Genomic DNA, 23,783 nt, shown 5'->3' with positions numbered 1-23,783 from the left:
GCATCCACAACAAGCAACGCTCCCTGGATTATCCCTTCCCTGAAATGTGAACGCGATGCCCGCATGAAATAAGTCGCTGCGGGCTGACTGATTAGCTGCTGATCGAGGGAGATTCGTGTTTCAACATAATCTGCCGCAGGTGAAGGAAATCCCATGTTTACGCCCTCTCTTGAATACCGGATAAAAACACAGTATAAATACTGTATATTCATCCAGTAAAGAGGCAATAAGCAATGTTCGTGGAACTCGTTTATGACAAAAGGAATTTTGATGGTCTGCCCGGTGCGAAAGATATCATTCTGGGCGAATTGAGTAAGAGGGTTCACCGGATCTTCCCCGATGCTGATGTCCGGGTTAAACCGATGATGACATTGCCGGCGATCAACACTGACGCCAGCAAGCATGAGAAGGAACAGATAAGCCGTACTGTTCAGGAAATGTTTGAAGAGGCTGATATGTGGCTGGTTTCAGATTAAACGCCTTGAACCGTAATATTGCTTAAGTACAATCCGCCGTGACTGGCAATCATTCAATACTCGCACTATCGAACGTTCGCCAGTCGGCCGCAATCATGCTCTTGCATACGGTGTGGTTGCGGCAACCATCAATTTTTACACCTGTTCCTGCTGCTGATTTTGCTGGCGCTCGCGTTCAGCTTTTTTCATAGCATCCAGCATCTCTTTCTGTTTCTTATTCCAGATACTGTCCTGTGGCATTTCCACACGAACTGAAACGAACTGATCTGCCGGGATATCGACAGGGTCACCGTCAGCCAGCCCGGGACGTTCGTTCCTGGCAAACGGAGGGGAATCGGGATATGTGCGATGAAAAGTTTTCACCAGAACAGAACCCTCAGAGTCCACCTCGTAATCCAGCCAGACAAGAGGTTGCCTGTTGCGGTCTTTGGGGATATCAAAACCACCATCAATGCCACCCCACGCGGCATCTGCATTCATTCCAATACACCCGTTAATACGATACTCACCAGTTCCCACCCGCGTGACCGTACAGCCTTCTGATTCATCATTTGTGTCAAACCGACCATCTGCATAGATTTTAATTATCGGAGAAGCTGCTTTTAGTGTTCCGTCTGCTGACCTTGTTGTATTTCCTGTATGATAGACCGTCATCCATCCTGTATTAATGCCGTCTGCCATACTCATAAATTGCATGGCTTTGCCACTAAAAATTATCGCAACAAAAGCCTGCTGTTCTACGGGCGAACCTGACCCTACATTTCGATCTGACAGACGTAAGCCCGAGCCATAAGTTCCGGTACCACCAGAAGTGGAAGGGTTTACATTAAAAAAACGAGTACCCCGGGTCTTATCCCACAAATCTGAGATGACCGGGAGATTTTTAGAACCGACGCCGAATGAGCCGACAGCCAGTACATTGTCATCCGCCTCACCAATATTATGCGTTGCGGAGTCTCCAAGTTCGAGCGATTGCCTTGCCTTACTTGTATCTGTTAAATCTGACAGATTTTTATCTTTCTCCAGTCGTTGTGACAAGTTCTGACTTAAATCGTTTAGTGTTTGTGCAATGCCACCCCAGGCTGGCCCTGTAAAAGAACTACCGTCCGGCAATTTTACAGTTACATCCCCGCTGCCACTGAAAATACTTTGCCAGTTCTGTTTGTCGTAGTTAAGTCCAAGCAGGGCTTCTGCACTTTGTGCCACCAGCGCCGCGGTGATCATATTAAGGGCAACACGTGGTACTGCAGACCAGGCCGCGCCAGATTGTGTTGGCCCGGTAAAATTGCTGACCAGTGTCAACGCTGCACTACTTTCCACGGACTTAACCGGGAGCGTATAGGGAATGCCGCCGACAGTGACAACAATAAAATCTCCGGCCGCCACCTCTGTGGTAAACGCAGTCCCGTTGCCAGCGACCGCAGCAGAGTTATTCGTCAGGGTTAATGTTCCTGCTGACATAGTTTTTCCTCAGTACATGTTCGGAAGAATAAGAATGGGCATGGCGATATTCCTGTTACGGGTCATATCCCATGAACCGGAATTACGGTCCGCAAACACTTTGTTGTAGGCTGACCTGACGCTACCGCCTGACATGACCACGCCTTTGGTTCTGATATTTCCCCATCCGCTGAGCATGCGCACCTGAACGCCGGTATAGACTATCTGGCAGAATCCACCTCCAATGTCCTGAAAGGCGTCGGTAATCTGAATTTGGCGGTCATAGACAAAGGGGCGTTTCAGCGTGGAGAACGTGACCTGGCCTGCTGCGTTGGTCATCGTGATACCGTCGCCGCCGACAGGTGCTGTCTGATTGAATATCACCAGGTCAATTGTCGCCGTTCCTGCCACGTCGTCCCGCCCTGTGTAAGAAATATCGCGGACGATGATATTGCCGCCATCAAACCCCACCGACACATTCGGGTTATCCCATTTACCGAAAGGAATACCGCTCACCGGAAGCGCAGCACTGCCGTTAACCGTAATGCGTCCGGACCAGGCGCAGGTCATCAGCGCGGCCTGATTGGATATGGCAGTGAAGTCAGTCGAGTTTGAAACCAATAATCCTTCGTTATACGTCGCCGCGGGCAGCAGCTCCATGACATAACCTGACCAGTCTGGAGTAAGGGCTTTACCCCCGATTGTCTCAGCACCAATGACGACCCCGGAGTCCCCGTTTCGGGTGACTCCAGTCATAATGGCCACATCAAATTCAGCAAAGGAATAGATGTAAATGGGATTGGTTGGCACCACGATAACCTGTGAACCGGGAACAAGTGGCGTATTGACCGGGTACTGCATTGACTGGGATGACCAGCCCGAGAACGTTGTGCAAAAACTGGGGGCTCGCAGCCCCGCAGTAATTGCCATAACCGGACGGCCATCGTTATAGTCGATTAATATCCCCTCCGGCATATCACCACCTCCCGACGACAACCCGCCCACCGCCAGGCAAATTAACCGTCAGCCCATTGCCGTTGATGACGACAGTGTTATTGGTACCGTTAAATGCAAACTGGCCACTGTCAGCGTAAAGTTTGCCATGTAATTCAGCGTTTCCATTTTTATCAATGCGCCAGCCAGTTGAACCTGCAACGAAGTTATTTGACTGGATGTAATTGCCAATTTTGGCATTGGTAATACTCCCGTCCTGAATTAGCGCATCACGGATAAATACTTGCCCGTTATAGACAAAAAATGCAGCAGTGTAATTTCCCGGATCACTTCCGGAATAAATACCAAACTGGTCAGCAGCAAAAACCACTGTGGATTTATAGCTGTTCCCCGATGGCTCAATCGACATACCGAAACCAGTGTTGTATTTAACACCATTTCTCACGATGCCCATGTTCAGCGTGTAGGAGGCTTTGGCTGTTCCGTCACTTTTTACTTCAGCTGTCATCTTCTGGTTTACTGCAGCCATCAGCTGTCCATCGGGACCGATTTGTGCCTGTACATAATCAGCCAGTTCAGCAAATGCGCCATCCAGATTTGAAACCGTCGTCCTGACAGTCATAATTTCTGCTTTAACTTCGCCGTACTGTTCAAACTGACGCTGTACCGTCCCATGATTTGCCAGAGCATTTTCCAAAATGCCTTCAAGATTCGTATCAACCCCGTCCTTAATATTCTGAAATGCATCTGAGTTCTGAATCTGGTCATCAATGATGTCAATCAACCCGCCAGTGTCCATAGAACACAACGCAGGAACTTCGATAAAACCGGATGCACCAAAAGCATTAATCGTCCTGATGTACCAGTAATAGGTATGCCCGACTTTTAACTGGTTGCTGGTCCAGGTGGTTCCTATTCCCTCCCGGCTGGCATTTCCTTCCACGGTGGCTGTTGAGGAATTGGGTAGTTTTGTTTCACCCGACGTCCAGAAATCGAACTGTGTGGAAACACTGGTAATTGCAGCCATACGGGGGATCAGCGTAATCGCAAAGAAACTCTGTTCAATATCAACATGGGTGGGTGCTGGCGGAGCCTGAATGCTGAATTCCAGATAGCCTTCCGGAGACTCTGCCCCCATCTGGTTTACGGCAATAACATGTGCGGTATAGGTATTTTTCGGTAACCCGGTAAGACGCGTGAACGTCCCCGGAACCTGGACGGACATGACCATCTGACCATTGCGACGAATGATCACTTTGTTGTAGACCACCTGCCCGATGTTCTGCCATGACAAAATGCCCTGCACGACCTGGCCAATTTCCTCCACGGTGTATTTCAGGTTCTGCGGCTGCGCCACGCCACCTGATGGCAATTGAGTAAACGGCGGTCGCTCGATCGGTTTACCGACGGCATCGCCCCAGACACCTGCTGTTTCCTGCTTCAGTGTCAGCTGTACGCCATTCTGAACGCCGAACTTCCAGTCCGTTACCCGCATCTCAACATTAACGATTCCGATAGACGGGAAATTCACCTTCACATACATTCCCGGGCGGTAACGGTATCCGCTCAGGTTTAACGTAACGTTCATGGTTCTGGCGATACGGGTGCGCTTTAACTTCACGTCTGCAAGACGCTGGGCCTGAAATTCAGAGGTCACAAATCGCAGTTTCATATCCTGCGAGATTTCTACCCCGTCTTCCGTCACCCATTCACTGACAGACACAGAGGGGAAATCTGCTTCGGTGTACCCCTGCTGCGGATCGACAAATGTCCCCTTGATAGTGTTAACGCGTTCCGCCTGAGAGACTTCCGGCATTATTTCAATATCACCGGCCAGCTGGCTTTCAGTGATCACCTCTGTCGCAGGACCATAATAGGCCCCGACCAGAAGACCATGTTTACCCGCGGTATACGTTACATCCCCGGCGCAAGCTGCCAGCATTCCTTCCAGAATACTGACCTTATTTTCACTGAGATCGAACTCACCGTTAATCGTGTAACGCTTCTCAATGGTATTGCTGCCAGTAATCACATCCTCATCACAGATGTTCGCCGCTTCCTTAAACTGGTCCCAGAGAATATCGGTGTCGGGCACTTTCAGGTAATTGCGGTAATAGTCCAGGATAACCAGCGCTGCATTGTTGCTGTAACCCGTCAACCCGGTACGCGGGTCATAAACGGCACGCCCCTGTTTTTCTACCTTGATGTTAGGGATGCCTGCCGGGAATTTTTCAGCATTGAATTTCAGACTTACACGCAGCCAGGTGATCCCTTTCCCGATCATGTCTTCTTTCCATGACGGGCAGTGTTCCAGCATGTACGGGTCCGCCGTCTGGCGATTGGTGTGCAGCTCGAAAAAGGCATGTTCTGGATAGCTACTGATCGGCTCATCACCCAGCCAGACAGTCTGCACACCGGATAATGGATGCCCTGCAAGGGCTATGGCCAGATGCAACATTTCGCCATCATCCTGTTCGCCAGTCTGCTCTTCGGAAAAGAACAGAGTGCCAGCAGATGTGGAACGACCATAAACAACGGTTTTAGCACTGGCCGCTGCGCGCAGAACCTGTTTGCGTTCAGACGTATCACGGTAGGAATTCAGCGACGGGGTCTTAGTCAGTGCCTGAGTGGCAATCTGTGCGGCGACGGTGATAACCATCGCAATGGCATACATTTCATTTGCCGCCGCCACACCTGCGGCAATGGTGGCAACAATAGGAACAGCAGCAGGCATTAACGCACCCTCCAGACACTCAGCGGTTTAACCCGCAGACTGACAAGACCAGTTTCGCCAGGAACCCATACAACGCCGGAATACACCACCCCGGCACATCGCGCTCCGGCATTTTCAACAACGGCAATATCCCCACGCTGCGCCAGTTTCACCGGCACCTCGTCGAGATAACGGGCCAGCACCTTTTCAAGCGAACCACCGCCTCGCAATATCGCCTTTTTCGCCCCATGTTCGCTGTCGTAGGTTCCGCGCCAGCCTGCCGCAAAATCCTCGCCGCACATGGCCTGAGCGCAGTCCGCCGCGAACAGGCAGCAGTCATGACTGCCCCATAAAAAAGGCCGCTTTTCAGCGGCCCTTATTACGGTAATTAATCTGTTATGCCAGTCCGGATGCTTCATGCTTCCTCACTTATAGGTAAATCCTGGTGCATCTTTTTTACTACCCCAGTAAATCGAACGTTCAGACATCTGCGCCACATACCGGAATATGCGGTCGCCGGGATAAGCAGCCTGCTGCGATTCATCGGTATAGCGATCGGGGAAAGGACGCTGCCAGTCTTCAAAAATATTACTGATGGTGTACTGCAGGGCGTTTGTCCCGCCAGCGGTCGCCCCTGTACTGGATACCCGCCCTTTGAACAGAAGATCGGCAACCTGGACAACACCGTTATCATCCATGGCCACCAGGTAGATTTCGGCATTTCTGCCCACGCATCGCTCGTTCAGCGTGGTGGCAAAGAGGGTCATATCCAGCCCCGAGAGGGTCATTTTGACCTGCGTGGGGCTTGTCGTGCTGGTTTCACTGGCATCATCAACAGCACCCATGCGCCCCATGCCGTAATATACATAGCCACCAAGAACTAACGTCCCGGTACCGGAATGCACATAGACGGTGCCAGATTCAAACTGAATATTGGCGGCGATCGCGACCGTCACCCTGTCGCGGGATAACCAGTCCACCATCGAATCCGAAAAGGGGGAATACAGCATTAAAATGCCTCCTCAAGCTCCAGTGTATAACTGGTAAAAACACCCGGCACACGGTTACCGGCACCCTGCTGGTTATCCTTCAGTTTGAAAATGCCGTAGGGTTTCGCAACCTCAATGACAGCATTAGCAGGCGGAGAGCTACGCAACATCGGCGCAAATGCAATCATTGCAGTACCGTTCGCCGCGCTCGTCACGTCGGCTGTAACCATCTTCAGCTCATCGTTAACAGTGAAATAATCGCCCTGTCTGAGCACCACCGTTCCTGGTGTCCAGCCCTTACTCTGAAGCTGGGTTCCGGTCTGATTAGCGCCATCAACAACTGGCGTTCCAGCAGGTGTTCTGCCACTTCTCCCCCAGTCACGAACTTTTACCCTGCCATACTCGCCATCGAGTGAAGCCACCAGAGCATCAATACGTCTGGATTTTTCATCTGTCAGGTTATTAAAGGTCAGGGAACAGACCCAGCGGGTACCGGGAAAGCGTGCTGTCTGCGATGAGCCATTGAAGGGGGAACGAAAGGTTTTGGTATTACTTTCTGGTCGCCAGGTCAGCGACGCGGGACAGACATCTTCCGGCCATTCGAGTACAGCCATAGATTCTCCTGCATTATTCTGCGCCCAGCGGCGCTACTGATCATTTGTCAGGATGTTACTGATTTACATACCTGGTTATGGTTGTTACTCAGCCCGTCAGTGGTGGGACACTGACGCACTCAGATTAAGGAGGGATAGCTGATTACCTCTGGATAAGGAAATAAAATGAAGTTTTACCTGTCTAAAGTGCAACTGCTACACATTGGAATGCCAGGTGATTACGAACCAGAAGCCGGGGATCCAAATGTCAGATTTACCGTTTATGGTGAGCACGGAGAAAGCATCACCAATCATATATACATTAAGGATGCGAAGAGTCGCACTCTCGTGGATCTTGAAAAAGAAGTTAATCAGTACCTCAATGGATTATATTCCGCCTCAGTCAAGTAATCGGCGTAGTGGTCCACGAGAAATAAAGTCTTGATGTATTTGTTTCATAGCCGCCTCCGCACCAGCAGTAGCGGCTTTCTCCATTGCCTGGCGTAATTTATCTGATTCGCTTACAGGGGAACTAAAACAGTTAATAACAATAACCCCTCCCCCTTTAAGATGAACAGTAATACCGCCATCTGCTAATGTAACTTTGTCGCCCCGCTCCTGAAGTCCATTATCATTAACTTTCAGTTGCTGTCGAACAGAAGCGCTGAGTTCATCAATCGCGCAGTTAATCTCATTATTGGCCTGGCGCATACGCAAAAGCGACTTTTCCAGCACTTCAACTCGTTCTTCTAAAGTCATAACTGTCTCCTGCCTTTCGGCTTAATGAATATTAATAATGGTTACACGCCAAGCAATCGCCTTGCCTGGCCTCTATTAGAGAAGTCCTGAAGCAAATCCTGACGGGCCTGCTTCGCACCGTCATTCGCTCCCTGTCGAGCAGCTTCCTGCATAGCCTGCTTCAGTGCCGCATCCCCGTTACCAGATATGTTGAAGTGCTGATGAATAATCGTATCACCGCCACCTGACGTGGAACCCGGACTACCAACCATGCGAACACCCAGCGAACCATCAGCTGATCGTGTCAGGGGCATAATGGCTTCCGGCCCCGCTTCTCCCATAAGCCCAGCGCCTTTTGCAAAAGCAAAATATGTCGGTGTGCTAACAATACTGTTGCTGTAAGCGCTCAGGCTTTCAGAAGCATATGCGCCACCTTTCGCATTCAGCTTTATGCCAGATGCGGCCGAGTTATAAGCGCCTGAAGGAGTGCTGCCAGATGCAGCGCCAGCACCCGCTCCAAACATGCCGCCGATTGAACTGAAAAAACCGCTGTTACTGGCAGAGCGTAAAGAATCCACCAGCATCGCATTTAGGATAATTTTCTGCATAGACTGAAGCACCGAACTGGCCCAGTCTTCCCAGTCAACCTTATTACCGGCCAGTGCATCAGAAATGTTACCCACCAGCCCGGACATTGCGTTATTCACCAGGTCAGCAGACTGAGATGCGTAATCAGAAGCAGTGTCAGCCCAGTTCGCAAAACCTTCACGCATACCCGTTGTCCAGTCACTGCGCTGGGCATCAGAGGCTGAGTAGTAAGATCCCTGATCTCGTAACCGTTCATCGAGATAACGTTTATTCAGTGCCAGTTCCTGACGGTATAGGTCTTCCGAAATATCACCTGACTGGTACTGCCGCTGCAGATCAACGTTCTTCTGCTGAAACTCCTCCCGGATGCGTAGCATTTCCTGCATCCGTTCACGCATTCGGCTTCCCTGTCCATATCCGGTAAGTTCTGCTTGGTTAGATGCTCGCGCGCTGGCGTTTGAGTCAGCGAGGTTGGCTTCATACGCCGCTAATTGTTCGCGGATTTTTTGCTGATCAATCAACGCGGCATTCTGCAACAGGGTTTGTTTTTGTGCCTCGGTGAGAGACGTAAGCTCACCCTGGCTAACCTGGTATTTCAGTTTTGCCAGTTCGGTATTTTGACCAGCCAGAGCGATTTGCTCTTTCTGCTGCTTAATGAGTTTGTCGTAAGTATCCGCCGTTTTTTCGGCTTCTGTTTTTCCACCTTTTGCTTTCGGCTTGTTAGCCTGATTATTCCGCCACTCTTCTAAGCCATTGTTAATTAACTCCTGACGGCTGGTCTGATAACGAGGGTCATTAGAAGCGAAGCCAAGATCATCAGCAGAATAACTTAATCGTAAGCGTTCTCTCTCCTCGCCTTTACGGCGAGATAATTCAAGTTCACGCCTACTTTTTTCAATCGCATCCACCTGTTTAGTATTTAGGTCAGCCTGAGGTGACCTTAACGGAGAGTTAACCAGTCCCTGGCGAGACATAAGCAGTGCATTTCCCAACCCTAGCAGACGGTTAAACTCTGTATGCTGGCCGTTCATAATTAATAATGACTGATAGGCTGAATTCTGTTCTGCTGCCTGCTGACGTATAAGCGCAATACGACGATGCTCTACCCCCTCAAGAACCTCCTGAATAGACTGCGATTTAGCCTGCATCTGTGCCAGGCGTTCTTGCTCAATAGCTAAAGCATTAGTGGCATCAGAAAGACCTCGAGTGGCATCATCTATGCTCTTAAGATGGTTAACCATGTAACCTGCAACTGTAGGACCAGGGTTAGCCAACATGTGCTGGTAACCGGAAATTTCTTCCCGTAACTGCCTAACCTTTTTTGCCTGCTCATCAATAAGCCGGTTTTGCTCGTCTAATGCCTGCCTGGTCTTGGCTTCATTATCTGAAGCCTCAGGTAATGACATGGTTTTTGTTTTAGAGCGTATCTGATCAATAGTATTTGCATAGTCTTGTGCGGATCGGCGAGCTTGCTCCTGATTCTGGTACATGGTGTACCATGCACCAGCTCCCAGCATAACCAAACCAGGAATCCCGCCAACCAACCCAAGAGCGCCCCCCATCAACCGAGAGCCTAATGATGTCACATTATTTAGGGCTTCCTGCGCTGCGGTCCTTGCCGAAATATTTCTGGTTAATGATGCTTGAGCATCAGATAACCTTTTCTCCGCTGCTGCCTGAGCATCAGTTCCCCTGGTAGCAATTAAAGCTTGTTGTGCCCGATACACAGCTGCACGAGCGCGAGCCGTGGATATTTGAGTACCTCTAACTTGCGCTTCAGCAAGCGCAATCTCACTCTTTGCTGCATTTAATAACCCTGATGTTGCTGAAAACGCTCCTGATGCCATGTCTCCAAACCAACGCGCTGCGCCAACAGCAACAAGAACACCTGCGGCAGTTGCAACTTCATCAATATTATCTGCAATCCCATTTAATGCGCCTGTCAATGTCCGGCTAACACCACTTGCTTCATTTGCGCCGCCAACCCAAGCCATAAAAGCGTTTTCAATTTTTGTTGTTGCCGCAGATACAGTCTGCGGCATTGCGTTGTATTCTTCACGAAGTGATCCAAGCTGGCTGATTAATGCCGGAACAACCTTGTCAGCAGTAAGTTGACCTGCATCAGCCATTGCTTTTAAGTCTTTCCTAGCGACCCCCATCCCAGAGGCAAGAGCCCTGATAACACGATCACCATTCTCATTAACTGAGTTAAATTCCTCACCACGTAAAACCCCCTGAGCTAGTGCCTGGCTGAATTGGGTAATAACAGAACTCGCCTCTGCTGTGCTTGCGCCAGAAAGCTTCAATCCGGTAGAAATAGCCTCAGTAACATTTAATACTTCTTCGGAGCTATAGCCGAATTCACGCATTGATGCAGCTGAGCGAGCAAACAGGTTTGCGTTATCTGAAAATGCGGTTCCTGTTCGCTGGCTAATATCCATCAGAGAGCGTTGTGACTGGTTGAAGTCATCAGTTGATTGCGAGGCCTGTTTCAATCGTGCATTAACCGAACTCCATTCATCCGCAAGGGATATCAGGTGCCCAGTGGCGTATGCACCAGCGAAAGCACCAGCAAGCCCCATCGCAGAGGATTTTGCAGAATTAAGTTGGTTCGTTACTTCTGCCAGAGCTCTCTGCGTCTCTCTTGATGCAGCGGCCGCCTGACGACCACCATTCTGCATGGTTTTGTAATAATCCTGCCCCATACGTGAAGCGCGAGAAATTTCTGTCTGGAAAGATTGTGAATTTGCGGATACTTTAATAATCAGTTCTCGCAAGGTGGCCATTATTCATTCTCCAGAAACAAAAAAACCGCCGAAGCGGTTTGTATTATTATTTTTCCCAGACTTTTCGTCGGGCTTCCTCAAGATATTCTTCATCGGTTTTTGTGGGATGATCACTTGATAACAAATCACTACCACAATGCTTGCATTTGATGGCTTCTTTTTTTATTAATTCAGCACAGAATGGGCATTTTTTCATACCATCAAATTCCAGCTTCTCTTTTTCTTCAAACTGTACATCTTTTTTAATAACTAAAGAGTGAACTAAGGCAACAATGAATAACAGAGCCCCATAAATCCACCACCCCAAAAAAGAGCGACCCTTGCTACTTGCAATCAATGCAGGTATTAGACCAATAACAATTGAAATAAGTAAGATTTCCATGACTTTCCCCTAAACATCATCAATGAGGTAAATCCTATTATCTTACTGAATAAATGTCACTGAGTTGCTGCTGTTAATGCAGCCTCAAGCCCTGCAAACGGATCCTTCGGTGCTGATTGTCCATCACCACCCCAGCGCAGGATCGCATCGTCCAGCGGTACTTTCGCCCCCTGTGAGCCGTAGATAGCAGAGACGATCTGAGCTGCCTGAATATCACCACGAATATCGCCGATGGGGCTTTGTCTGTCGAATTCAATCCACATCAGAAGCTCGCTTGCCGTCATGGTCTGCCGAAGCTCTGAGAGCGTGCGCCCCATGCGGAGCGCAAGCGCCATCAGAAACTTTACGCCGGGGGTTGCGACTTTTCCCGCGCTTCGTCCGCGCTGTTGATGAGGTCAAGCGCCTGTTTGAGAAGGCGTGAGTGAACGGGCCCGTAAATTTCACGAACCTGGTCTTCTTCATCGACGCTGAATACCGGTTGCTTGTTGGTATCGCAAAGGACATCAATGAACAGCACCACGTCAGCACAAAGATTACGGTGTGCTTTTTCTGATACAGACACCTCGCCTTCTTCATCAGCGCCAGATTTTGCAATTTCCTGCCAGCGTAGCCAACCTTCGCCAGAAGGTTCCCGTAGAACAACCTTCACACCACCCCATTCAGGGACCGTAATGATTTTATGACGAAAGCCTGACATTTTAGCCAGCGCCAGTTCTTTAAGACTCTTAGCCATTTTTTATCCCTGATTAAAGAAGATGAATTACGCTACCGTTACGACGCAGGTTGCTGAGGTGACTTTTCCAGCAGGTGTGGAGGCGTCGGTAACTTCACAAACGTAATCACCGGCATCACCTGCAGCAGCGTTTGCCTTGTTGAACGTTGCTGTCGTCTGTCCACTCACCGCGCTGCCGCCTTTCTTCCAGACATAGGAATAAGGTGCTGTTCCCCCGGCAGCTACCACCGTCAGTGATAAAGCCGAACCAGAGGTAACAGATTTGGTGTCAGGCAGGTCGGTGGTCAGGCGCAGCGCGTTATCAATTTTCGTCGGCTTACCTTTCAGGCGTAGCGAAAACGTTGCGGCCACCACGCTGTTTGTCCCTGAAGACCAGGTGTGCTGACGAACTTCAGACAGGAACTGGAAGCCAATACCAGACGGGAAGACAATCCGAAAACCATACGTGGTGTCGTTATCGTAAGCATCACGCAGCGCATCCTGTGCCGGGTTAACATAAAAGTTACCGGACATAGAGATTTCTGACTGAGCGCCCAGGCCGTTGATGTTTTCCTGCTCGGTTGAGCACAGAGTTGTGACATCAATGTCCTGCTTCTGACCACCAGTAAACTGGACTTCTTTGATAGTACAGTGCAAATCCAGCCAGGTTGCGGCGCCAATCGTATCCAGTGTCGCTGGCGCAGAGGTGATCTGAATTTTAGTACCCTGCGATTTTTCATACAGTGAGGACATATTTGTCTCCTGAAAATAGAAAACCCGCCGTAGCGGGTCTGTGAGTTAGTGGATTTGTCAGACAGTGACCTGAAATTCCAGCGTCGTCCGGTAATACCGGTTCTCTGGTTCATAACCAGGAGTTTTGCTTATATTGGTGGGATTGAGTGGCTTAACCGCCTGAAGCGCCATATCACGAAGATTCCGCGCCTCTTTGAGAGTCAGTGAGTAAACATCCACCTGGACCGATATCCCTGATTCGGCCTGCCCACAAAGAACATCAGCGGTCACATCAGAAATAAGTGAAAAAATCACCCAGGGTGGCGATATCGAGGGCTGACCATCACTGCCAAGCGGGGCGACATAGGGATAAACCTGCCCTCCGGCCAGCGGCCTCAGCAAAAGATAAAGGTCATCTTCCGTCATTTACTCAGCACCTCATCAATAGCCTGATTCATGCGTTTCATAGCGACTCGCGTTGCCAGTTCTTCGCGGGTATCAAACGCAGGACGGACAAAAGGATGTGGAGGCATATTCACTGTGCCCATTTCGACAAATCGCCAGTAAAACGCGTTACGTCGATCGGAGGCTTTCATTGAATTATCGCTGTTACCCGTTCGCATGTTTCGACCACGAATATGAACGCCGGATGAAATATCACCGCGTTTACGTGATCGCTGCGTCAGCACCACAACGTTTTTCTTCAGCTTGCCGGTTCGTTCAGGCGCTCTTACTATCACCTCATCTTTCAGAACCTCAGCACCAGCTCGAGTGGCATCACGCAGGACTTTGTTGTTTTCGGCTCTGCTCAGTAACTCCAGATCGCGGGAAATCGCTTCAAGACCAGAAAAATCCAGACTGATATCAATCATTTTTCCGCTCCATTTTTACAGAGTATTTCCAGCCTGGTGGCTTTACTGTCGGGTATGGGAGGACCAATGATATTCAGTACCGCGCCTTTGAATGGCCCTGTCAGCACCTTTAATCTTGATGCAGCAGTCACATCACGCCGGAAACGGACCCACACCCGGATCGTTGCCTGCGCCGTTTCCGCACCCGATTGCAACTGCTCCCTGCCACTGATACCCAACACTTCCGCCCATATGGTCTTTCCCTCCTGCCACTCTTCAATCAGTTGCCCCGTTGTATCACGCACAGCAACATAGTTCAGGATAGTAACGCGATGGCGTAATCGACCTGCCTGCATACTCCCTCCTACGTTCCCGGTCTTTTGCGGTGCTGTTTGAGAATCGCCTCAACACCGAATGGAATAGTATTGACGCTGTCGTGACTTACTGGCTCTCTGTTCTCATACCAGTGCGATACCAGCAACATCAGGGCCAGCTTGACATCGTCATCAATTACCAGTCCATCCGGGTCATCTTCCGGAACAGCGTCATCATAAAGATGGCGATTAACAATTTTTTCGGCATGTTTCAGAGAGGCGTTAAGGTACAGTTCCAGCATTACATCTTCGGCATCGTCATCACTGTCGATGCGGCATTGGTAGCGAAGCTCTTGTATGGATGGCTTCATTTGGTTTTCCCGCGTTTTGTTACCGCTGGCTCTGGATCTGACTCTGCAGCGACATGAACATCGCCACCACCAAATTTAATAATGCCAAGTTCGGCAGCAATTTCCTCAGCGCGGGCAGGTAGCTCACCGTCCGAATACACCCCTGCGGGAATGGATTCGACAATACAACCATCTGGGGACCACTTAAGTTCACGCAATAATTCAGGCATAAATTACCTCGAAAAATCGGGGCCGAAGCCCCAGAGAATTAAGCGCCAGTGCCGATCTGCAGCAGTTTAATGGCCTGAGAATCCACCAGCATTCCCCCGGTTCGTTTGGTGGTGTAGAAACCAACGAATGGTTTTTTGGTGTAGGGGTCACGAAGAATGCGGGTGCCGATGCGGTCAACAATGGTGTAACCACGCTTGAAATTGCCAAATGCAATTGCTTTAGCATCAGCAGCGATATCCGGCATCTGTTCGTTCTCTGCCACACCGTACCCGGCCAGAGAGGAAGGCTGACCCAGTTCCAGACCAGGACGCCACAGGTAGTTGCCTTCTGAATCTTTCAGGATTCGGATAGCAAACAGACTGTTATTGTTCATCATGAACTTAGCGCCATTACGATGCACTTTACGCAGCGTGTAGACCAGTTTGATGATCGCATCAGCCGTTACGCCTGCCGCAGCGCCAGAGAGAATGTGCTGGAGAGTACCAAATGCACGAGTCTTGTCCGGATCAAGCGTGGAAGCGTATGCCAGAAAACCTTTCGGCTTCTTCGTCCCGTTACCGCTGGTAAAGGCGATTTCTTCCTGCTCTGCAAACTCAATTGCCAGTTCGCTGTTGATCCAGTCTTCGACATTGAAAAAGGCATCATCCAGCATGGTTTGAGTCGCCTGCGGGTTACCGTAAATTTCTCCCATGAACGGCTCAATCTGACCGAGTTTAGACGCATCGGTTTCCGGGCGGGCATCAGTTTCACCAACCCAGCCGGAAGCCGTACCGCCGAGATTAACCAGTTTTTTATAGTTAGCGCCGCCGACTGTGATGGTTGTCGCCTCCTGGCGCATCACCACTTCATCTTTCAGAAGATTAAGGATCGTGCGATCCAGCTCTTCCGGCACGGCATAGCCACCATCTTCATCCACACCGACCTGCAGAGCTTTGCGTTCAAGTTCGCGCAGCCCGTCATCTTTACCCTTGCGCATAAAGCCAATGAAAGCGGTTTTATGTTCGCTTGCGGCTTTGCTCTGAGGACCACCGGCTGGACGTTTAACCTGCTTCAGTTCCTCTTCCAGCGCAGATTTAAGCTCATCCAGTTCAGACAACTTGCCGTTTAAGGTTTCAACCTCCCCCGCCAGCTTGCCCTTTTCCTGTTCAACTGCTTCCAGGCGCTTATCGTTCTTTTCTTTGAACGCATCAAACTTCGCCTGCAGTTCCTGCGCGACCTGCTCTACGTCTTTAACGTCAACTGACATAATTAACTCCTGATTAAAATTTGATGTTTTTCAGTGCATCCAGTGCGGTACTCACTTCATCAACATCACGCTGTGAAAGTGAGCTATAACCCCCGGCCATGAATGCTTTAGCCTGGGTGCGTGAGAGCCCAACATCGCGCAGGACTCGTTCAATACTTTTTTGAGAAGGGATTTCTCCGCGGGAAAATGCGCTTTTGACATCACTTACACGCGCTTCATCGTTCGACGGAAACGTGACGAGACTGACTTCCCACAGGTCGATCTCTTTAAGAAGGAACACGCCCTTAACACGGTCGTACTCCCAGTCTTTCAGCATGTAACCAATAGAAAGGCCGGTTAAAGAACCGGCCTTCATGTGGGCGTGTGCGCGTTTCGAAAGGGGGTCGTCATCAATGAGTAACCGACCTTTAACATAAAGGCCAACCTCATCCTCTTTCATCTCAGTGTAAATACCGATGGGTTCATCCATACGGTGCTGCCAGAGTAATGCAGGGAGAGCATTCTTTTCTTTCCATGCCTGAAGGGAGGCCGAAAAAGCGCCTGGCACAACAACATCATCGTAGCTGTCCTTTACGCCAAAAACAGAGCCATAGCCTTCAAACTCCCCGCTGTCGCTGACAGACTTTAGCTGTAGCGGAATATCCAGCCGCTGTTTAGTCATCGGCATTATGTTGTTCCTCGGTTGTTTTGTTCTTGCTGCTGTCTGACGGCTTCGTCGTCATGTTCATTGGCGTAAGGTAAATATCTCCTCCTGCGCGTGGGTTAAGTTCTTCAAGCTCCCGGCAGTCATTTGGTGAGTAAATCCCCCAGTTAATGCCTGTTGAATACGCCTCAAATCGCGACTTCATATCCCCGCGCAGCAATGCGCCGGCATTGAATTTTGCGTAGTACACACCCTGCTTTGATTCCTTCACCAGCCCGATGTTGATTCGCTGCTCAATGCGGGTCATGTACGGAACGAGTGAATAATTGATAAACCCCATGCCGAGGTTTTCAATATTGTTAAACGTCGAGCGGTCAGTGTTCTGCACCATGTGCATCGGCACCCGGAACAGGCGGCATATTTCCTCCAGCTGGAATTTCCTGGTCTCAAGGAACTGACTGTCTTCCGCATTGAGCGCCATCGACTTCCAGTCCAGTCCCATTTCGAGAATCATTGGTCGGTGCGCGTTGCTCAGCCCGAGGTGACGATCCTCAAAATCCTTTTTCAGCCTTGCGTAAGCAGCGTCAGTGAGCGTTTGCTCAGTGCGGAGTACGCCGGAGGTAACCGCGCCATTTGAGAACAACCGCGCCCCATGTTCCTCTGTTGCCATTCCCAGAGATATTGCTTCTCTTGCATAGGCTATAGGGTTCAGCCCCACCAGCCCGTCAAAGGTAAGCGTTCTGACATGCCAGATATCATCCTGCCCAAGCACGTCTGTTGAGCCATCGGGGAATGTTACCTGGTAAACCGGTTGCCACTGGCTGTTAAGCTTTGGTTCAACACACCCTGGGTCAATGGGAAGAAGCTCCACCACCTCGCCAAGCGCTTTAACTTTGTAGGCGTAAAAATTACCGCGAAGACAAAGACAGACAATGACCAGTTCCCAGAACTCCTGAGGGGTCATGTAATCATTTGGCTTCATCGTCAGTAATTTATGCAGCCTTTCGGAAGTCGCTTTTTGTTTACTGTTTCCGGTTATCTTGTACAGGTTACAGGGCAGCATGCCCATCGACTCAGCAAGAACCCTGATACAACCGAAAACTGCTGTAAGCCGCATGGCTTTCTGGCTGCTTACCCTTTTTCCTGTATAGGTGTCGTAAGTCATTCCCACTGCTTCAGCGAGTTCTGCCGGAGTAGTGACAGGGGCGTCACTTTTTTTGAACATTCCGGGGAAAAACATCAGTCAGTCCCTCCTCGCAATGTTTTCCCGGCCAGCGAAAGCGTGCGGGAAACCAGCCATGACCAAATAAGGCAAAGCATACCCGCACTGATTAAGCCTCCAGGCGGATAAATCATCCATACACCAAACGAAAGCAAAATAGCGCCCATCACCCCGATCAGTGGGGCGAGAATCATCAGGATCATAACTGCCTCTTTATAATGAACGGACGCCGTAACTTTCCAGATGGTCAGAGAGGCTGTCCTGTTGTTCGCCGCCGTTTACAAGCATGCGGCTCATTGCGGTAAACAAGGCGGCAGGCCCGTCTATTTTCGCTTCTGGCGTGGATTTGTTCGGAAAGATATTGTCGTTTTTGTCAGGCTTGACGGTGACGTTAGACATCATCCAGTTCATTACAGGGTGATTGCTGTGATGGAAGCGCCCGCCGTAAACCAGCGATTCAACCTCCTTCATTGACTCGGAAAAGTTTCTGACCGTTTGCGGAACTTCCACCAGCGGCACGCCCTCTTCTGCCAGAGCGAGGCTAAACTGCGTTGCGCTCCACGGGTCGAATCCGGTTTCCTTCAGGTTTTCGCCACTAATCCATTCCAGAAAATCAGCTTTAATCTGCGCATGATCGATAACATCACCATCGGTCAGTTCCAGCTTCCCAAGCTCAGCCCATTTGCGATACATCTGCGCCATTTGAGCGGAACATTTTTCCAGCCGCCCTTCGGGTAACCAGAATTTAAAGTCTGCATGCGCGTGACCGTTGTCTGCCCGCCAGAGTTTTACTGCTGCGCAAATATCAATCTTGTGGGCCAGATCCACGCCAGCCCACATCGGGTAGGTTTTCAGCTCATGACGGGGGGCTATAAACTCACATTTTTCCCACTTAATCATGTCCATCCAGGCTGACTCAGCGGTCACCCAGATATTCATGTGTTTGGTGAAAAAGTTAACTCTGGCGGAAACCTGTTCTTTGGCCTTCTTTGCCAGGCGTCGAAGGTCATCCCAGCGCTTACAGATACCCAGCCCGGGGTTAGCCTTTTGCCAGACCGTTTCATCAAACGGATCATCATCCTTATCCAGCGTGAAGATAATGGCAAAATAGCTGTCATCCTTAACGGCTCCTTCAACATTGCTGTTGAAACCGCGCAATACCTTAATCGCATAATCACGCTGTTCGTAGCAAATGCCCTCTTTATTGAAACCGGCCGTGGTGATACCAAACAGCAAAGGTTGCAGTCGCGCGCCCGTCGCCGTTTCCAGAACGTCCCAGACATCACGGGTTTTATGGGCGTGCAGTTCGTCGATGATGGCGCAATGGATATTGAGACCATCCAGATTGTTGGCATCAGAAGAAAGAGGTTCAAATTTTGATGCGGTCTGCTCCTGGTAGATAGCCAGTTTGTTAAATTCAAACAACCGGCCCAGAGTAGGTCGGGCTTTTTTGACCATCGTTTTTGCATCATCAAATACGATTCGGGCCTGATCACGGGTTGTTGCTGCGGAATAAACCTCTGCCCCACCCTCACCATCAGCGCCAGCCATATAGAGCGCAACACCAGAAGAAAGTGTCGACTTGGCGTTTTTACGGGCTACCTCGTTATATGCAGTACGAAACCTGCGGACCATCACCGGGCGTTCACTGCCATCGTTGCGCAGCACAACTTCACCTGTCTGTTCATTTATCAGAGGTATAACAAATCCGAAGATATTGATCAGAATGAAAACATGCCAGTCCATCAACTCAATCGGCTGTCCTGCCAGTGCTCCTTTAACATGAGGCACGAATTTATAGAAATTGAGGATATGTTGTGCGCGGGGCTCGCTGAAATAGATGCCACGTTCTCCACCGTGCTTCAGATCATCAAGAAATCGCTGGCAGGAAAGACGGACAAATTCACAGGCAATAACCTCCCCGGCAACGACGCGTTCGGCGTAACGTATGCCATCAGAAACTTTAGCCATCAGTCCCTCGAATTAAGAAATTGACTTAACAGGTCATCATCGTCTGGTTTGTCTTTACTGACCTTAGACCTGCTGGAAGGAGTCATACCAAACTCCGCTAACATCGCGCGAAGTCGCTTCCAGGCATCAGCTTTCATCATGGCTGCCGGATGCGGCTTGATCATGCGTATTTCACGCTCTTTCCCTTCATCAGCATCATCATCGCTGTATACCGCATAGGTATAACCTTCCCGATCCAGCGTTTCACAATGATGGCGGTATTCCGTATATGCCTCTACCAGCAACTCCAGAGCCCTGGCATCCAGCTGAGATATGACGCCAATGGCATCAAGTTCTTCGGCCATCCGCTTAAACCAGTACTTCCCCTGCTTGTCGAAATGCTTGGGAACTGGGGGGACCCCTTTAGGTGGCTGCGGCTCGTTTTTGTTGATTGGTCGTTTGGATGGGTTACCCCTCACCAAACGCAGATGGGTAGGGGTTTTCGGCGGTCCAGACATAATCGAAAACTCCTATTAATCATCGGCTGGGGTACCCCAAAAAAAGTTTTCTAACCTGCGGCGATGTGAAGAAAGGCTAGGCGGCGGTCCTTTGGTCGCCCGGCTACAGGGATTTGACCTCCCCCTCCCCTCCACGTCTTTTGATGATAATTACTATCATTTGAAACGTTCACGCCCCGTTTTCGAGCGATGGCATGGCCAGCACAGGCTTTCAAGGTTCGAATCATCATCGGTACCCCCATGTGCCTTAGCCTTGATATGGTCAACGGTGGTGGCCGCAACAGCGCGACCAGTACGCAGGCAGTTCTGACACAGATGGTTGTCACGCTTCAGGATGCGGGCGCGCTTGATATCCCACTTACTACCGTAACCACGCTCATGGCGACTCTTACCCTGCTGGTGCTGTTGCCAGCCTTCATTGCGGTGCTGCTCACAGTAACCTGAGCGATCCGTAGTCGTGCCAGCACAACCTCTCTTGCGACAGGCACGGGGTATTAATGCTGGCATGGTTCACCATTACGCAAATCAATAGTGATTTGATTTTCAGCGTGGTTTTTATCAAGATTAAATACCACTGTTACGGTGGGGAGTTCTCTACACTGAGTATCTATAACCGTCGATACCTGGTTATCAAGAAGCTGTCCATTCACAGCAATGCCATAACCCATAAAGCGCTCTCCGCGATACAACTTAGCAATCTGAAACTTCATAACGATTTCCTTTTAGACGTGAGCCTGTCGCACGGCAAAGCCGCCAAGAGTTAACGGATTACCAAGGCTCACTACTGAAAAGACTCTCTTTGATGTGCACGTGCGATGCGCATTAAAAAGCCCCGCGGGTGCGAGGCTTTTTACAAAAATATTATTCAGATGCTGGCGTCATTTCTTTATATTTTCAAACGTCGCTTCAACCATTTGTTTACCAAAGTCACCCATATCTTTATACATTAAACGTAAAAATTGGATTGTATTGGCAGCAGGCCCGTCTAAAGACCATTTACATGACTCGAACTTACACCCTACCAAACCAAAAAGAGCTGTCCCGCGAAAACGAATGTCGCAATTCTGAAAAGTACAATTCTCATAATGCGCACCATCAAGGTCTACCGTTGTATTTTTAAACGTACTCGATATGAATCGCATCATGATAAATCAAACCCCTGTGTTGGATCAGTACCCACTACTGCGTTGTTATCCATTTTCCCATTAGCCCTCATAAAACCTTGGTCATCCTTATAATCACTAGGGGCATAAAGCACTACATGATTAAAGTTTAGCGTTATGAAGAAAAGAACCACTAAAGCAGCCGGGAACAACATCAAAAACCATATATATGTTGCCTGTTGACCTTCCTCCAGAAATGGAAGAACAAAGTTAGCTGAAACCTCTACTATCCCAGCAAAAATGCCAATAATTGTTAGTGGGTTTTTTATGTGATTTATTGCTGACACGCTTTACCCCTCATTTTTATCCATGTGAGGAGTATATCAATAACTGTGCGCAAGAGCATTATCACAGGCACTCAGTGAATGCCTGCTGTAATGCCACTAGTCGTCGAGTTGCAACACACCGTGCTCAAGTGACTCTGAGTAAGCGATCAGCCCTGTGTATTCAGGGATAATCTCGCCATCATCCGCTTCGAATTCCGGGATTGTGCCAGTGGTGATGGTGTATTGGGGCTGACCATCATCTTTCGCGAAGGCTGCCAGGTCTTCAATCTGCTTAGCTGTAAGAACTACTGTCATACTCATTCCTCAGTTGTTAAAAAGCCCCGCTATTGCGAGGCTATGGGGTTGTTGTTTGACTCTCTCACCGAGTCGTAAATCCGCTCACACGTCATTCCGGCGCGGTAGCGTTCGTCAGCGATTCCAGCATAACGTTTAGCTTCTGCTGCAATATCTCCGAGCATGTCGGCGAGCATTCTGGCGTCAGCTCCGGCTGTTTTGCTTCGGACGGTAGCGGAAAGATCTGCGGTGTGCTTTGCGGCGTCCAGGCTGGTAGCGAGTTTTTTGGCTTGTTGCTGCAGCTTGCTAACAGTGGCAGACAGGCCAGCAACAGTGGCAGCAGATTTAGCGGCTTGTGCTTGTGCATCTTTTACAGCCTCGTCACGGGCAACTGTTCGCCCTTGTTCAATCATGCGGGCGGCGGTCTGCGCGTTCGCTGTTTGCGATGATTCCGCGCTGTCACGTTCCGCCCACTTTTTTTCCCAATCGCGGCTGCTCCATACGCTACCGGCGGTGAATGCAACGGCCACCAGCATCGAAATGGCAATACACTGATAGCGTATGCTCACTGGTCTATCCCCCAGCACGTCAGCGCGCTTTCCTGGTCTCGTCGCTCTACCTGGCCATAGCAGCCATTTTTCTGGCCTTTGGTCAGACGACAGTCGCGGCCACCGTCTTTAATCCACCAGCGAATAGCTTCACAGGCTCCTTTACGGTCGCCAGCATTGATGCGCTTATAGAACGTGGACGGGTAGCATTTTCCGGGGCCGATGTTATACGGACAAAAAGATGCGATCCCAGCTTTCTGTGGTTCGGTCAGTGGCACCTTGATGTTTCGCTCAACCCACGCCAGCGCCTTGTCGCGTTCTATGGCGTTCACCTTGGAACATTTCTCAGCAGACAGCTTCATGCCCTGAACTACTGGCTTGCCATCAACCATCGTGGCGCCACGACAAATGGTCCAGATTCCGCCGCCGTCACGATACGCCGTCAGGCTGTTACCCTCTTTCTCATCCAGAAACTGATCGAGAATCACGGGCGCGGAAGCCCCCGCAAGAATTAAACCAACGACCGCTGCACTCAGTTTATTCTTCAGCTTTGGTGGCATAGCCATTGCGCCGATCCTCCCGTTCTTTCCAGCGGAAATACCAGTTCACTGCACAGGTGATAACGGTGCATGCGATACCGACAATAATTGCCCAGTCGCTCAGGCTTAACCCTGCAATTCTGTCGGCCAACATCCAGGACACCTCTTTTGCTGTTTTAGCTGTTTCGGCATATGCCTTCGCTGATACACCGCAGCCGGTCAGCGTGGTTCCTGTTCCATATGAAAGTCTGCTGTAAATGGTGCCCATTCTGGTCATAGCCTCACCTCCGATTTTTCGGATGGCGCTGTGTGTGATGAAAAGGTCAGGCTTCACGGGCTGGATTTATCAACAAAGCACGAAGTGAGTGATACCCGTGAGCCTGAAATGAAAAAGGCCACGCAAATGCGCAGCCTTTATAACGAGAGTTTTATTATTCGGAGGCACTCCATCCAACAAACCACCCACGGTTGCCAGGATTTTAACGGAGTGCTTTTGGATGAGCGCTGAACCAGAAGGTCAGTGTTTTTACACAGCAATTTTGCAA

The 23,783-nt window shown here is 49.9% G+C and carries 33 protein-coding genes; 2 read left to right on the top strand and 31 right to left on the bottom strand.

Annotated elements, in window-relative coordinates; all coding sequences use genetic code 11:
- A partial coding sequence (locus OGV57_RS23850; RefSeq protein WP_502873643.1) for a S24/S26 family peptidase occupies positions 1 to 155 on the bottom strand: 155 nt, incomplete at its 3' end.
- A 78-nt stretch (positions 156 to 233) separates the two neighbouring features.
- On the opposite strand from OGV57_RS23850, the gene OGV57_RS20605 reads away from it, so the two are divergent.
- Positions 234 to 476: a DinI family protein gene (locus tag OGV57_RS20605; protein ID WP_038642073.1), complete on the top strand. Its 243-nt coding sequence runs from the start codon at positions 234 to 236 to the stop codon at positions 474 to 476.
- 135 nt (positions 477 to 611) lie between these two features.
- On the opposite strand, the gene OGV57_RS20600 is transcribed toward OGV57_RS20605, so the two are convergent.
- Genes OGV57_RS20600 through OGV57_RS20575 form a run of 6 tightly spaced genes read right to left on the bottom strand, consistent with a single transcriptional unit; the run spans position 612 to position 7,186 of the window.
- The gene (locus OGV57_RS20600; RefSeq protein ID WP_230127282.1) at positions 612 to 1,937 is read right to left on the bottom strand and encodes a phage tail fiber protein; all 1,326 of its coding nucleotides are present in this window, start codon (positions 1,935 to 1,937) and stop codon (positions 612 to 614) included.
- 9 nt (positions 1,938 to 1,946) lie between these two features.
- Positions 1,947 to 2,891 carry a DUF6453 family protein gene (locus OGV57_RS20595; RefSeq protein WP_193146841.1) on the bottom strand — a complete coding sequence of 315 codons (945 nt, stop codon included), beginning with the start codon at positions 2,889 to 2,891 and terminating at the stop codon, positions 1,947 to 1,949.
- A 1-nt stretch (position 2,892) separates the two neighbouring features.
- Complete coding sequence (locus tag OGV57_RS20590) at positions 2,893 to 5,604, bottom strand: phage tail tip fiber protein (protein WP_071684490.1); 2,712 nt, start codon at positions 5,602 to 5,604, stop codon at positions 2,893 to 2,895.
- Positions 5,604 to 6,002 (bottom strand): DUF6950 family protein, encoded by a 399-nt coding sequence (locus tag OGV57_RS20585; RefSeq protein ID WP_016150471.1) that lies wholly within the window; start codon positions 6,000 to 6,002, stop codon positions 5,604 to 5,606. The genes OGV57_RS20590 and OGV57_RS20585 overlap by 1 nt, the downstream gene beginning before the upstream one ends.
- Positions 6,003 to 6,008: 6 nt before the next feature.
- Positions 6,009 to 6,593 (bottom strand): hypothetical protein, encoded by a 585-nt coding sequence (locus tag OGV57_RS20580; RefSeq protein WP_071684491.1) that lies wholly within the window; start codon positions 6,591 to 6,593, stop codon positions 6,009 to 6,011.
- The gene (locus tag OGV57_RS20575) at positions 6,593 to 7,186 is read right to left on the bottom strand and encodes a hypothetical protein (RefSeq protein ID WP_071684492.1); all 594 of its coding nucleotides are present in this window, start codon (positions 7,184 to 7,186) and stop codon (positions 6,593 to 6,595) included. The genes OGV57_RS20580 and OGV57_RS20575 overlap by 1 nt, the downstream gene beginning before the upstream one ends.
- Before the next feature lie 165 nt (positions 7,187 to 7,351).
- On the opposite strand from OGV57_RS20575, the gene OGV57_RS20570 reads away from it, so the two are divergent.
- Complete coding sequence (locus OGV57_RS20570; protein WP_003841703.1) at positions 7,352 to 7,576, top strand: hypothetical protein; 225 nt, start codon at positions 7,352 to 7,354, stop codon at positions 7,574 to 7,576.
- Here OGV57_RS20570 and OGV57_RS20565 read toward each other — a convergent pair.
- The 24 genes from OGV57_RS20565 to OGV57_RS20450 all read right to left on the bottom strand — a co-directional run bounded on the left by OGV57_RS20565 (position 7,565) and on the right by OGV57_RS20450 (position 23,515).
- Positions 7,565 to 7,924 (bottom strand): hypothetical protein, encoded by a 360-nt coding sequence (locus OGV57_RS20565; RefSeq protein ID WP_016150474.1) that lies wholly within the window; start codon positions 7,922 to 7,924, stop codon positions 7,565 to 7,567. The two genes, OGV57_RS20570 and OGV57_RS20565, sit on opposite strands and share 12 nt — an antisense overlap.
- 41 nt (positions 7,925 to 7,965) lie before the next feature.
- Positions 7,966 to 11,277, bottom strand: coding sequence for a phage tail tape measure protein (locus tag OGV57_RS20560; protein ID WP_071684493.1), 3,312 nt, complete (start codon positions 11,275 to 11,277; stop codon positions 7,966 to 7,968).
- Between the two features lie 46 nt (positions 11,278 to 11,323).
- Positions 11,324 to 11,659: a zinc ribbon domain-containing protein gene (locus OGV57_RS20555; protein WP_016150476.1), complete on the bottom strand. Its 336-nt coding sequence runs from the start codon at positions 11,657 to 11,659 to the stop codon at positions 11,324 to 11,326.
- A gap of 56 nt (positions 11,660 to 11,715) precedes the next feature.
- Positions 11,716 to 11,994, bottom strand: coding sequence for a phage tail assembly protein T (locus OGV57_RS20550; RefSeq protein WP_071684494.1), 279 nt, complete (start codon positions 11,992 to 11,994; stop codon positions 11,716 to 11,718).
- An 8-nt stretch (positions 11,995 to 12,002) separates the two neighbouring features.
- Positions 12,003 to 12,392: a phage tail assembly chaperone gene (locus OGV57_RS20545; RefSeq protein WP_016150478.1), complete on the bottom strand. Its 390-nt coding sequence runs from the start codon at positions 12,390 to 12,392 to the stop codon at positions 12,003 to 12,005.
- Positions 12,393 to 12,419: 27 nt separating this feature from the next.
- Positions 12,420 to 13,124, bottom strand: a complete 705-nt coding sequence (locus OGV57_RS20540; RefSeq protein WP_071684495.1) for an immunoglobulin domain-containing protein — start codon at positions 13,122 to 13,124, stop codon at positions 12,420 to 12,422.
- 57 nt (positions 13,125 to 13,181) lie between these two features.
- Positions 13,182 to 13,529 carry a tail completion protein gp17 gene (gene gp17 / locus OGV57_RS20535; protein ID WP_114675598.1) on the bottom strand — a complete coding sequence of 116 codons (348 nt, stop codon included), beginning with the start codon at positions 13,527 to 13,529 and terminating at the stop codon, positions 13,182 to 13,184.
- Positions 13,526 to 13,975, bottom strand: a complete 450-nt coding sequence (locus tag OGV57_RS20530) for an HK97-gp10 family putative phage morphogenesis protein (RefSeq protein ID WP_071684539.1) — start codon at positions 13,973 to 13,975, stop codon at positions 13,526 to 13,528. The genes gp17 and OGV57_RS20530 overlap by 4 nt, the downstream gene beginning before the upstream one ends.
- Entirely contained in the window at positions 13,972 to 14,310 is a 339-nt protein-coding gene (locus OGV57_RS20525) for a phage head closure protein (RefSeq protein WP_016150482.1), read from the bottom strand. The genes OGV57_RS20530 and OGV57_RS20525 overlap by 4 nt, the downstream gene beginning before the upstream one ends.
- 8 nt (positions 14,311 to 14,318) lie before the next feature.
- On the bottom strand, positions 14,319 to 14,639 hold the full coding sequence (locus OGV57_RS20520; protein ID WP_016150483.1) for a head-tail connector protein: 321 nt from the start codon (positions 14,637 to 14,639) through the stop codon (positions 14,319 to 14,321).
- The gene (locus OGV57_RS20515; RefSeq protein ID WP_016150484.1) at positions 14,636 to 14,848 is read right to left on the bottom strand and encodes a hypothetical protein; all 213 of its coding nucleotides are present in this window, start codon (positions 14,846 to 14,848) and stop codon (positions 14,636 to 14,638) included. Before OGV57_RS20515 ends, OGV57_RS20520 begins: the two co-directional genes overlap by 4 nt.
- Positions 14,849 to 14,886: 38 nt before the next feature.
- Positions 14,887 to 16,095 carry a phage major capsid protein gene (locus OGV57_RS20510; protein ID WP_016150485.1) on the bottom strand — a complete coding sequence of 403 codons (1,209 nt, stop codon included), beginning with the start codon at positions 16,093 to 16,095 and terminating at the stop codon, positions 14,887 to 14,889.
- A gap of 13 nt (positions 16,096 to 16,108) precedes the next feature.
- On the bottom strand, positions 16,109 to 16,762 hold the full coding sequence (locus tag OGV57_RS20505; RefSeq protein ID WP_016150486.1) for an HK97 family phage prohead protease: 654 nt from the start codon (positions 16,760 to 16,762) through the stop codon (positions 16,109 to 16,111).
- Positions 16,749 to 17,978, bottom strand: a complete 1,230-nt coding sequence (locus OGV57_RS20500) for a phage portal protein (protein ID WP_016240220.1) — start codon at positions 17,976 to 17,978, stop codon at positions 16,749 to 16,751. The genes OGV57_RS20505 and OGV57_RS20500 overlap by 14 nt, the downstream gene beginning before the upstream one ends.
- Entirely contained in the window at positions 17,978 to 18,163 is a 186-nt protein-coding gene (locus OGV57_RS20495; RefSeq protein WP_008323320.1) for a hypothetical protein, read from the bottom strand. The genes OGV57_RS20500 and OGV57_RS20495 overlap by 1 nt, the downstream gene beginning before the upstream one ends.
- 10 nt (positions 18,164 to 18,173) lie before the next feature.
- Entirely contained in the window at positions 18,174 to 19,931 is a 1,758-nt protein-coding gene (locus OGV57_RS20490; protein ID WP_016150488.1) for a terminase large subunit, read from the bottom strand.
- Positions 19,931 to 20,428: a phage terminase small subunit P27 family gene (locus OGV57_RS20485; RefSeq protein ID WP_003841734.1), complete on the bottom strand. Its 498-nt coding sequence runs from the start codon at positions 20,426 to 20,428 to the stop codon at positions 19,931 to 19,933. Before OGV57_RS20485 ends, OGV57_RS20490 begins: the two co-directional genes overlap by 1 nt.
- A gap of 156 nt (positions 20,429 to 20,584) precedes the next feature.
- Positions 20,585 to 20,935, bottom strand: a complete 351-nt coding sequence (locus tag OGV57_RS20480; protein ID WP_166444251.1) for an HNH endonuclease — start codon at positions 20,933 to 20,935, stop codon at positions 20,585 to 20,587.
- Entirely contained in the window at positions 20,923 to 21,138 is a 216-nt protein-coding gene (locus tag OGV57_RS20475) for a hypothetical protein (RefSeq protein WP_155849118.1), read from the bottom strand. The genes OGV57_RS20480 and OGV57_RS20475 overlap by 13 nt, the downstream gene beginning before the upstream one ends.
- Positions 21,139 to 21,569: 431 nt before the next feature.
- The gene (locus tag OGV57_RS20470; protein ID WP_016150492.1) at positions 21,570 to 21,878 is read right to left on the bottom strand and encodes a hypothetical protein; all 309 of its coding nucleotides are present in this window, start codon (positions 21,876 to 21,878) and stop codon (positions 21,570 to 21,572) included.
- Positions 21,879 to 21,974: 96 nt separating this feature from the next.
- Positions 21,975 to 22,172, bottom strand: a complete 198-nt coding sequence (locus tag OGV57_RS20465; protein WP_016150493.1) for a hypothetical protein — start codon at positions 22,170 to 22,172, stop codon at positions 21,975 to 21,977.
- A gap of 29 nt (positions 22,173 to 22,201) precedes the next feature.
- Positions 22,202 to 22,720: a DUF2514 domain-containing protein gene (locus tag OGV57_RS20460; protein ID WP_230127278.1), complete on the bottom strand. Its 519-nt coding sequence runs from the start codon at positions 22,718 to 22,720 to the stop codon at positions 22,202 to 22,204.
- Positions 22,717 to 23,265, bottom strand: coding sequence for a lysozyme (locus OGV57_RS20455; protein ID WP_137397347.1), 549 nt, complete (start codon positions 23,263 to 23,265; stop codon positions 22,717 to 22,719). The genes OGV57_RS20460 and OGV57_RS20455 overlap by 4 nt, the downstream gene beginning before the upstream one ends.
- A complete protein-coding gene (locus OGV57_RS20450) occupies positions 23,237 to 23,515 on the bottom strand; it encodes a phage holin (RefSeq protein ID WP_230127276.1) in 279 nt (92 codons plus the stop codon). Before OGV57_RS20450 ends, OGV57_RS20455 begins: the two co-directional genes overlap by 29 nt.
- Between the last annotated feature and the right edge of the window lie 268 nt (positions 23,516 to 23,783).

Origin of the sequence: Citrobacter sp. Cf087 (assembly GCF_030334285.1) — a bacterium.
Taxonomy (GTDB): domain Bacteria; phylum Pseudomonadota; class Gammaproteobacteria; order Enterobacterales; family Enterobacteriaceae; genus Citrobacter; species Citrobacter freundii.
The sequence above is the reverse complement of the archived record's forward strand: the minus strand, read 5'-3'. Positions and strand labels throughout refer to the sequence as shown.

Bases quoted from the DNA above. Each gene is read 5' to 3' on its own strand.
- OGV57_RS20575 (WP_071684492.1), bottom strand. From the start codon at position 7,186: ATGGCTGTACTCGAATGGCCGGAAGATGTCTGTCCCGCGTCGCTGACC.
- OGV57_RS20585 (WP_016150471.1), bottom strand. From the start codon at position 6,002: ATGAAGCATCCGGACTGGCATAACAGATTAATTACCGTAATAAGGGCC.
- OGV57_RS20500 (WP_016240220.1), bottom strand. From the start codon at position 17,978: ATGTTTTTCCCCGGAATGTTCAAAAAAAGTGACGCCCCTGTCACTACT.
- OGV57_RS20510 (WP_016150485.1), bottom strand. From the start codon at position 16,095: ATGTCAGTTGACGTTAAAGACGTAGAGCAGGTCGCGCAGGAACTGCAG.
- OGV57_RS20565 (WP_016150474.1), bottom strand. From the start codon at position 7,924: ATGACTTTAGAAGAACGAGTTGAAGTGCTGGAAAAGTCGCTTTTGCGT.
- gp17 (WP_114675598.1), bottom strand. From the start codon at position 13,529: ATGACGGAAGATGACCTTTATCTTTTGCTGAGGCCGCTGGCCGGAGGG.
- OGV57_RS20490 (WP_016150488.1), bottom strand. From the start codon at position 19,931: ATGGCTAAAGTTTCTGATGGCATACGTTACGCCGAACGCGTCGTTGCC.
- OGV57_RS20495 (WP_008323320.1), bottom strand. From the start codon at position 18,163: ATGATCCTGATGATTCTCGCCCCACTGATCGGGGTGATGGGCGCTATT.
- OGV57_RS20525 (WP_016150482.1), bottom strand. From the start codon at position 14,310: ATGCAGGCAGGTCGATTACGCCATCGCGTTACTATCCTGAACTATGTT.
- OGV57_RS20520 (WP_016150483.1), bottom strand. From the start codon at position 14,639: ATGAAGCCATCCATACAAGAGCTTCGCTACCAATGCCGCATCGACAGT.
- OGV57_RS20595 (WP_193146841.1), bottom strand. From the start codon at position 2,891: ATGCCGGAGGGGATATTAATCGACTATAACGATGGCCGTCCGGTTATG.
- OGV57_RS20590 (WP_071684490.1), bottom strand. From the start codon at position 5,604: ATGCCTGCTGCTGTTCCTATTGTTGCCACCATTGCCGCAGGTGTGGCG.
- OGV57_RS20540 (WP_071684495.1), bottom strand. From the start codon at position 13,124: ATGTCCTCACTGTATGAAAAATCGCAGGGTACTAAAATTCAGATCACC.
- OGV57_RS20570 (WP_003841703.1), top strand. From the start codon at position 7,352: ATGAAGTTTTACCTGTCTAAAGTGCAACTGCTACACATTGGAATGCCA.
- OGV57_RS20600 (WP_230127282.1), bottom strand. From the start codon at position 1,937: ATGTCAGCAGGAACATTAACCCTGACGAATAACTCTGCTGCGGTCGCT.
- OGV57_RS20515 (WP_016150484.1), bottom strand. From the start codon at position 14,848: ATGCCTGAATTATTGCGTGAACTTAAGTGGTCCCCAGATGGTTGTATT.
- OGV57_RS20455 (WP_137397347.1), bottom strand. From the start codon at position 23,265: ATGGCTATGCCACCAAAGCTGAAGAATAAACTGAGTGCAGCGGTCGTT.
- OGV57_RS20555 (WP_016150476.1), bottom strand. From the start codon at position 11,659: ATGGAAATCTTACTTATTTCAATTGTTATTGGTCTAATACCTGCATTG.
- OGV57_RS20550 (WP_071684494.1), bottom strand. From the start codon at position 11,994: ATGGCGCTTGCGCTCCGCATGGGGCGCACGCTCTCAGAGCTTCGGCAG.
- OGV57_RS20530 (WP_071684539.1), bottom strand. From the start codon at position 13,975: ATGATTGATATCAGTCTGGATTTTTCTGGTCTTGAAGCGATTTCCCGC.
- OGV57_RS20580 (WP_071684491.1), bottom strand. From the start codon at position 6,593: ATGCTGTATTCCCCCTTTTCGGATTCGATGGTGGACTGGTTATCCCGC.
- OGV57_RS20545 (WP_016150478.1), bottom strand. From the start codon at position 12,392: ATGGCTAAGAGTCTTAAAGAACTGGCGCTGGCTAAAATGTCAGGCTTT.
- OGV57_RS20450 (WP_230127276.1), bottom strand. From the start codon at position 23,515: ATGACCAGAATGGGCACCATTTACAGCAGACTTTCATATGGAACAGGA.
- OGV57_RS20475 (WP_155849118.1), bottom strand. From the start codon at position 21,138: ATGAAGTTTCAGATTGCTAAGTTGTATCGCGGAGAGCGCTTTATGGGT.
- OGV57_RS20465 (WP_016150493.1), bottom strand. From the start codon at position 22,172: ATGACAGTAGTTCTTACAGCTAAGCAGATTGAAGACCTGGCAGCCTTC.
- OGV57_RS20605 (WP_038642073.1), top strand. From the start codon at position 234: ATGTTCGTGGAACTCGTTTATGACAAAAGGAATTTTGATGGTCTGCCC.
- OGV57_RS20505 (WP_016150486.1), bottom strand. From the start codon at position 16,762: ATGCCGATGACTAAACAGCGGCTGGATATTCCGCTACAGCTAAAGTCT.
- OGV57_RS20485 (WP_003841734.1), bottom strand. From the start codon at position 20,428: ATGTCTGGACCGCCGAAAACCCCTACCCATCTGCGTTTGGTGAGGGGT.
- OGV57_RS20560 (WP_071684493.1), bottom strand. From the start codon at position 11,277: ATGGCCACCTTGCGAGAACTGATTATTAAAGTATCCGCAAATTCACAA.
- OGV57_RS20480 (WP_166444251.1), bottom strand. From the start codon at position 20,935: ATGCCAGCATTAATACCCCGTGCCTGTCGCAAGAGAGGTTGTGCTGGC.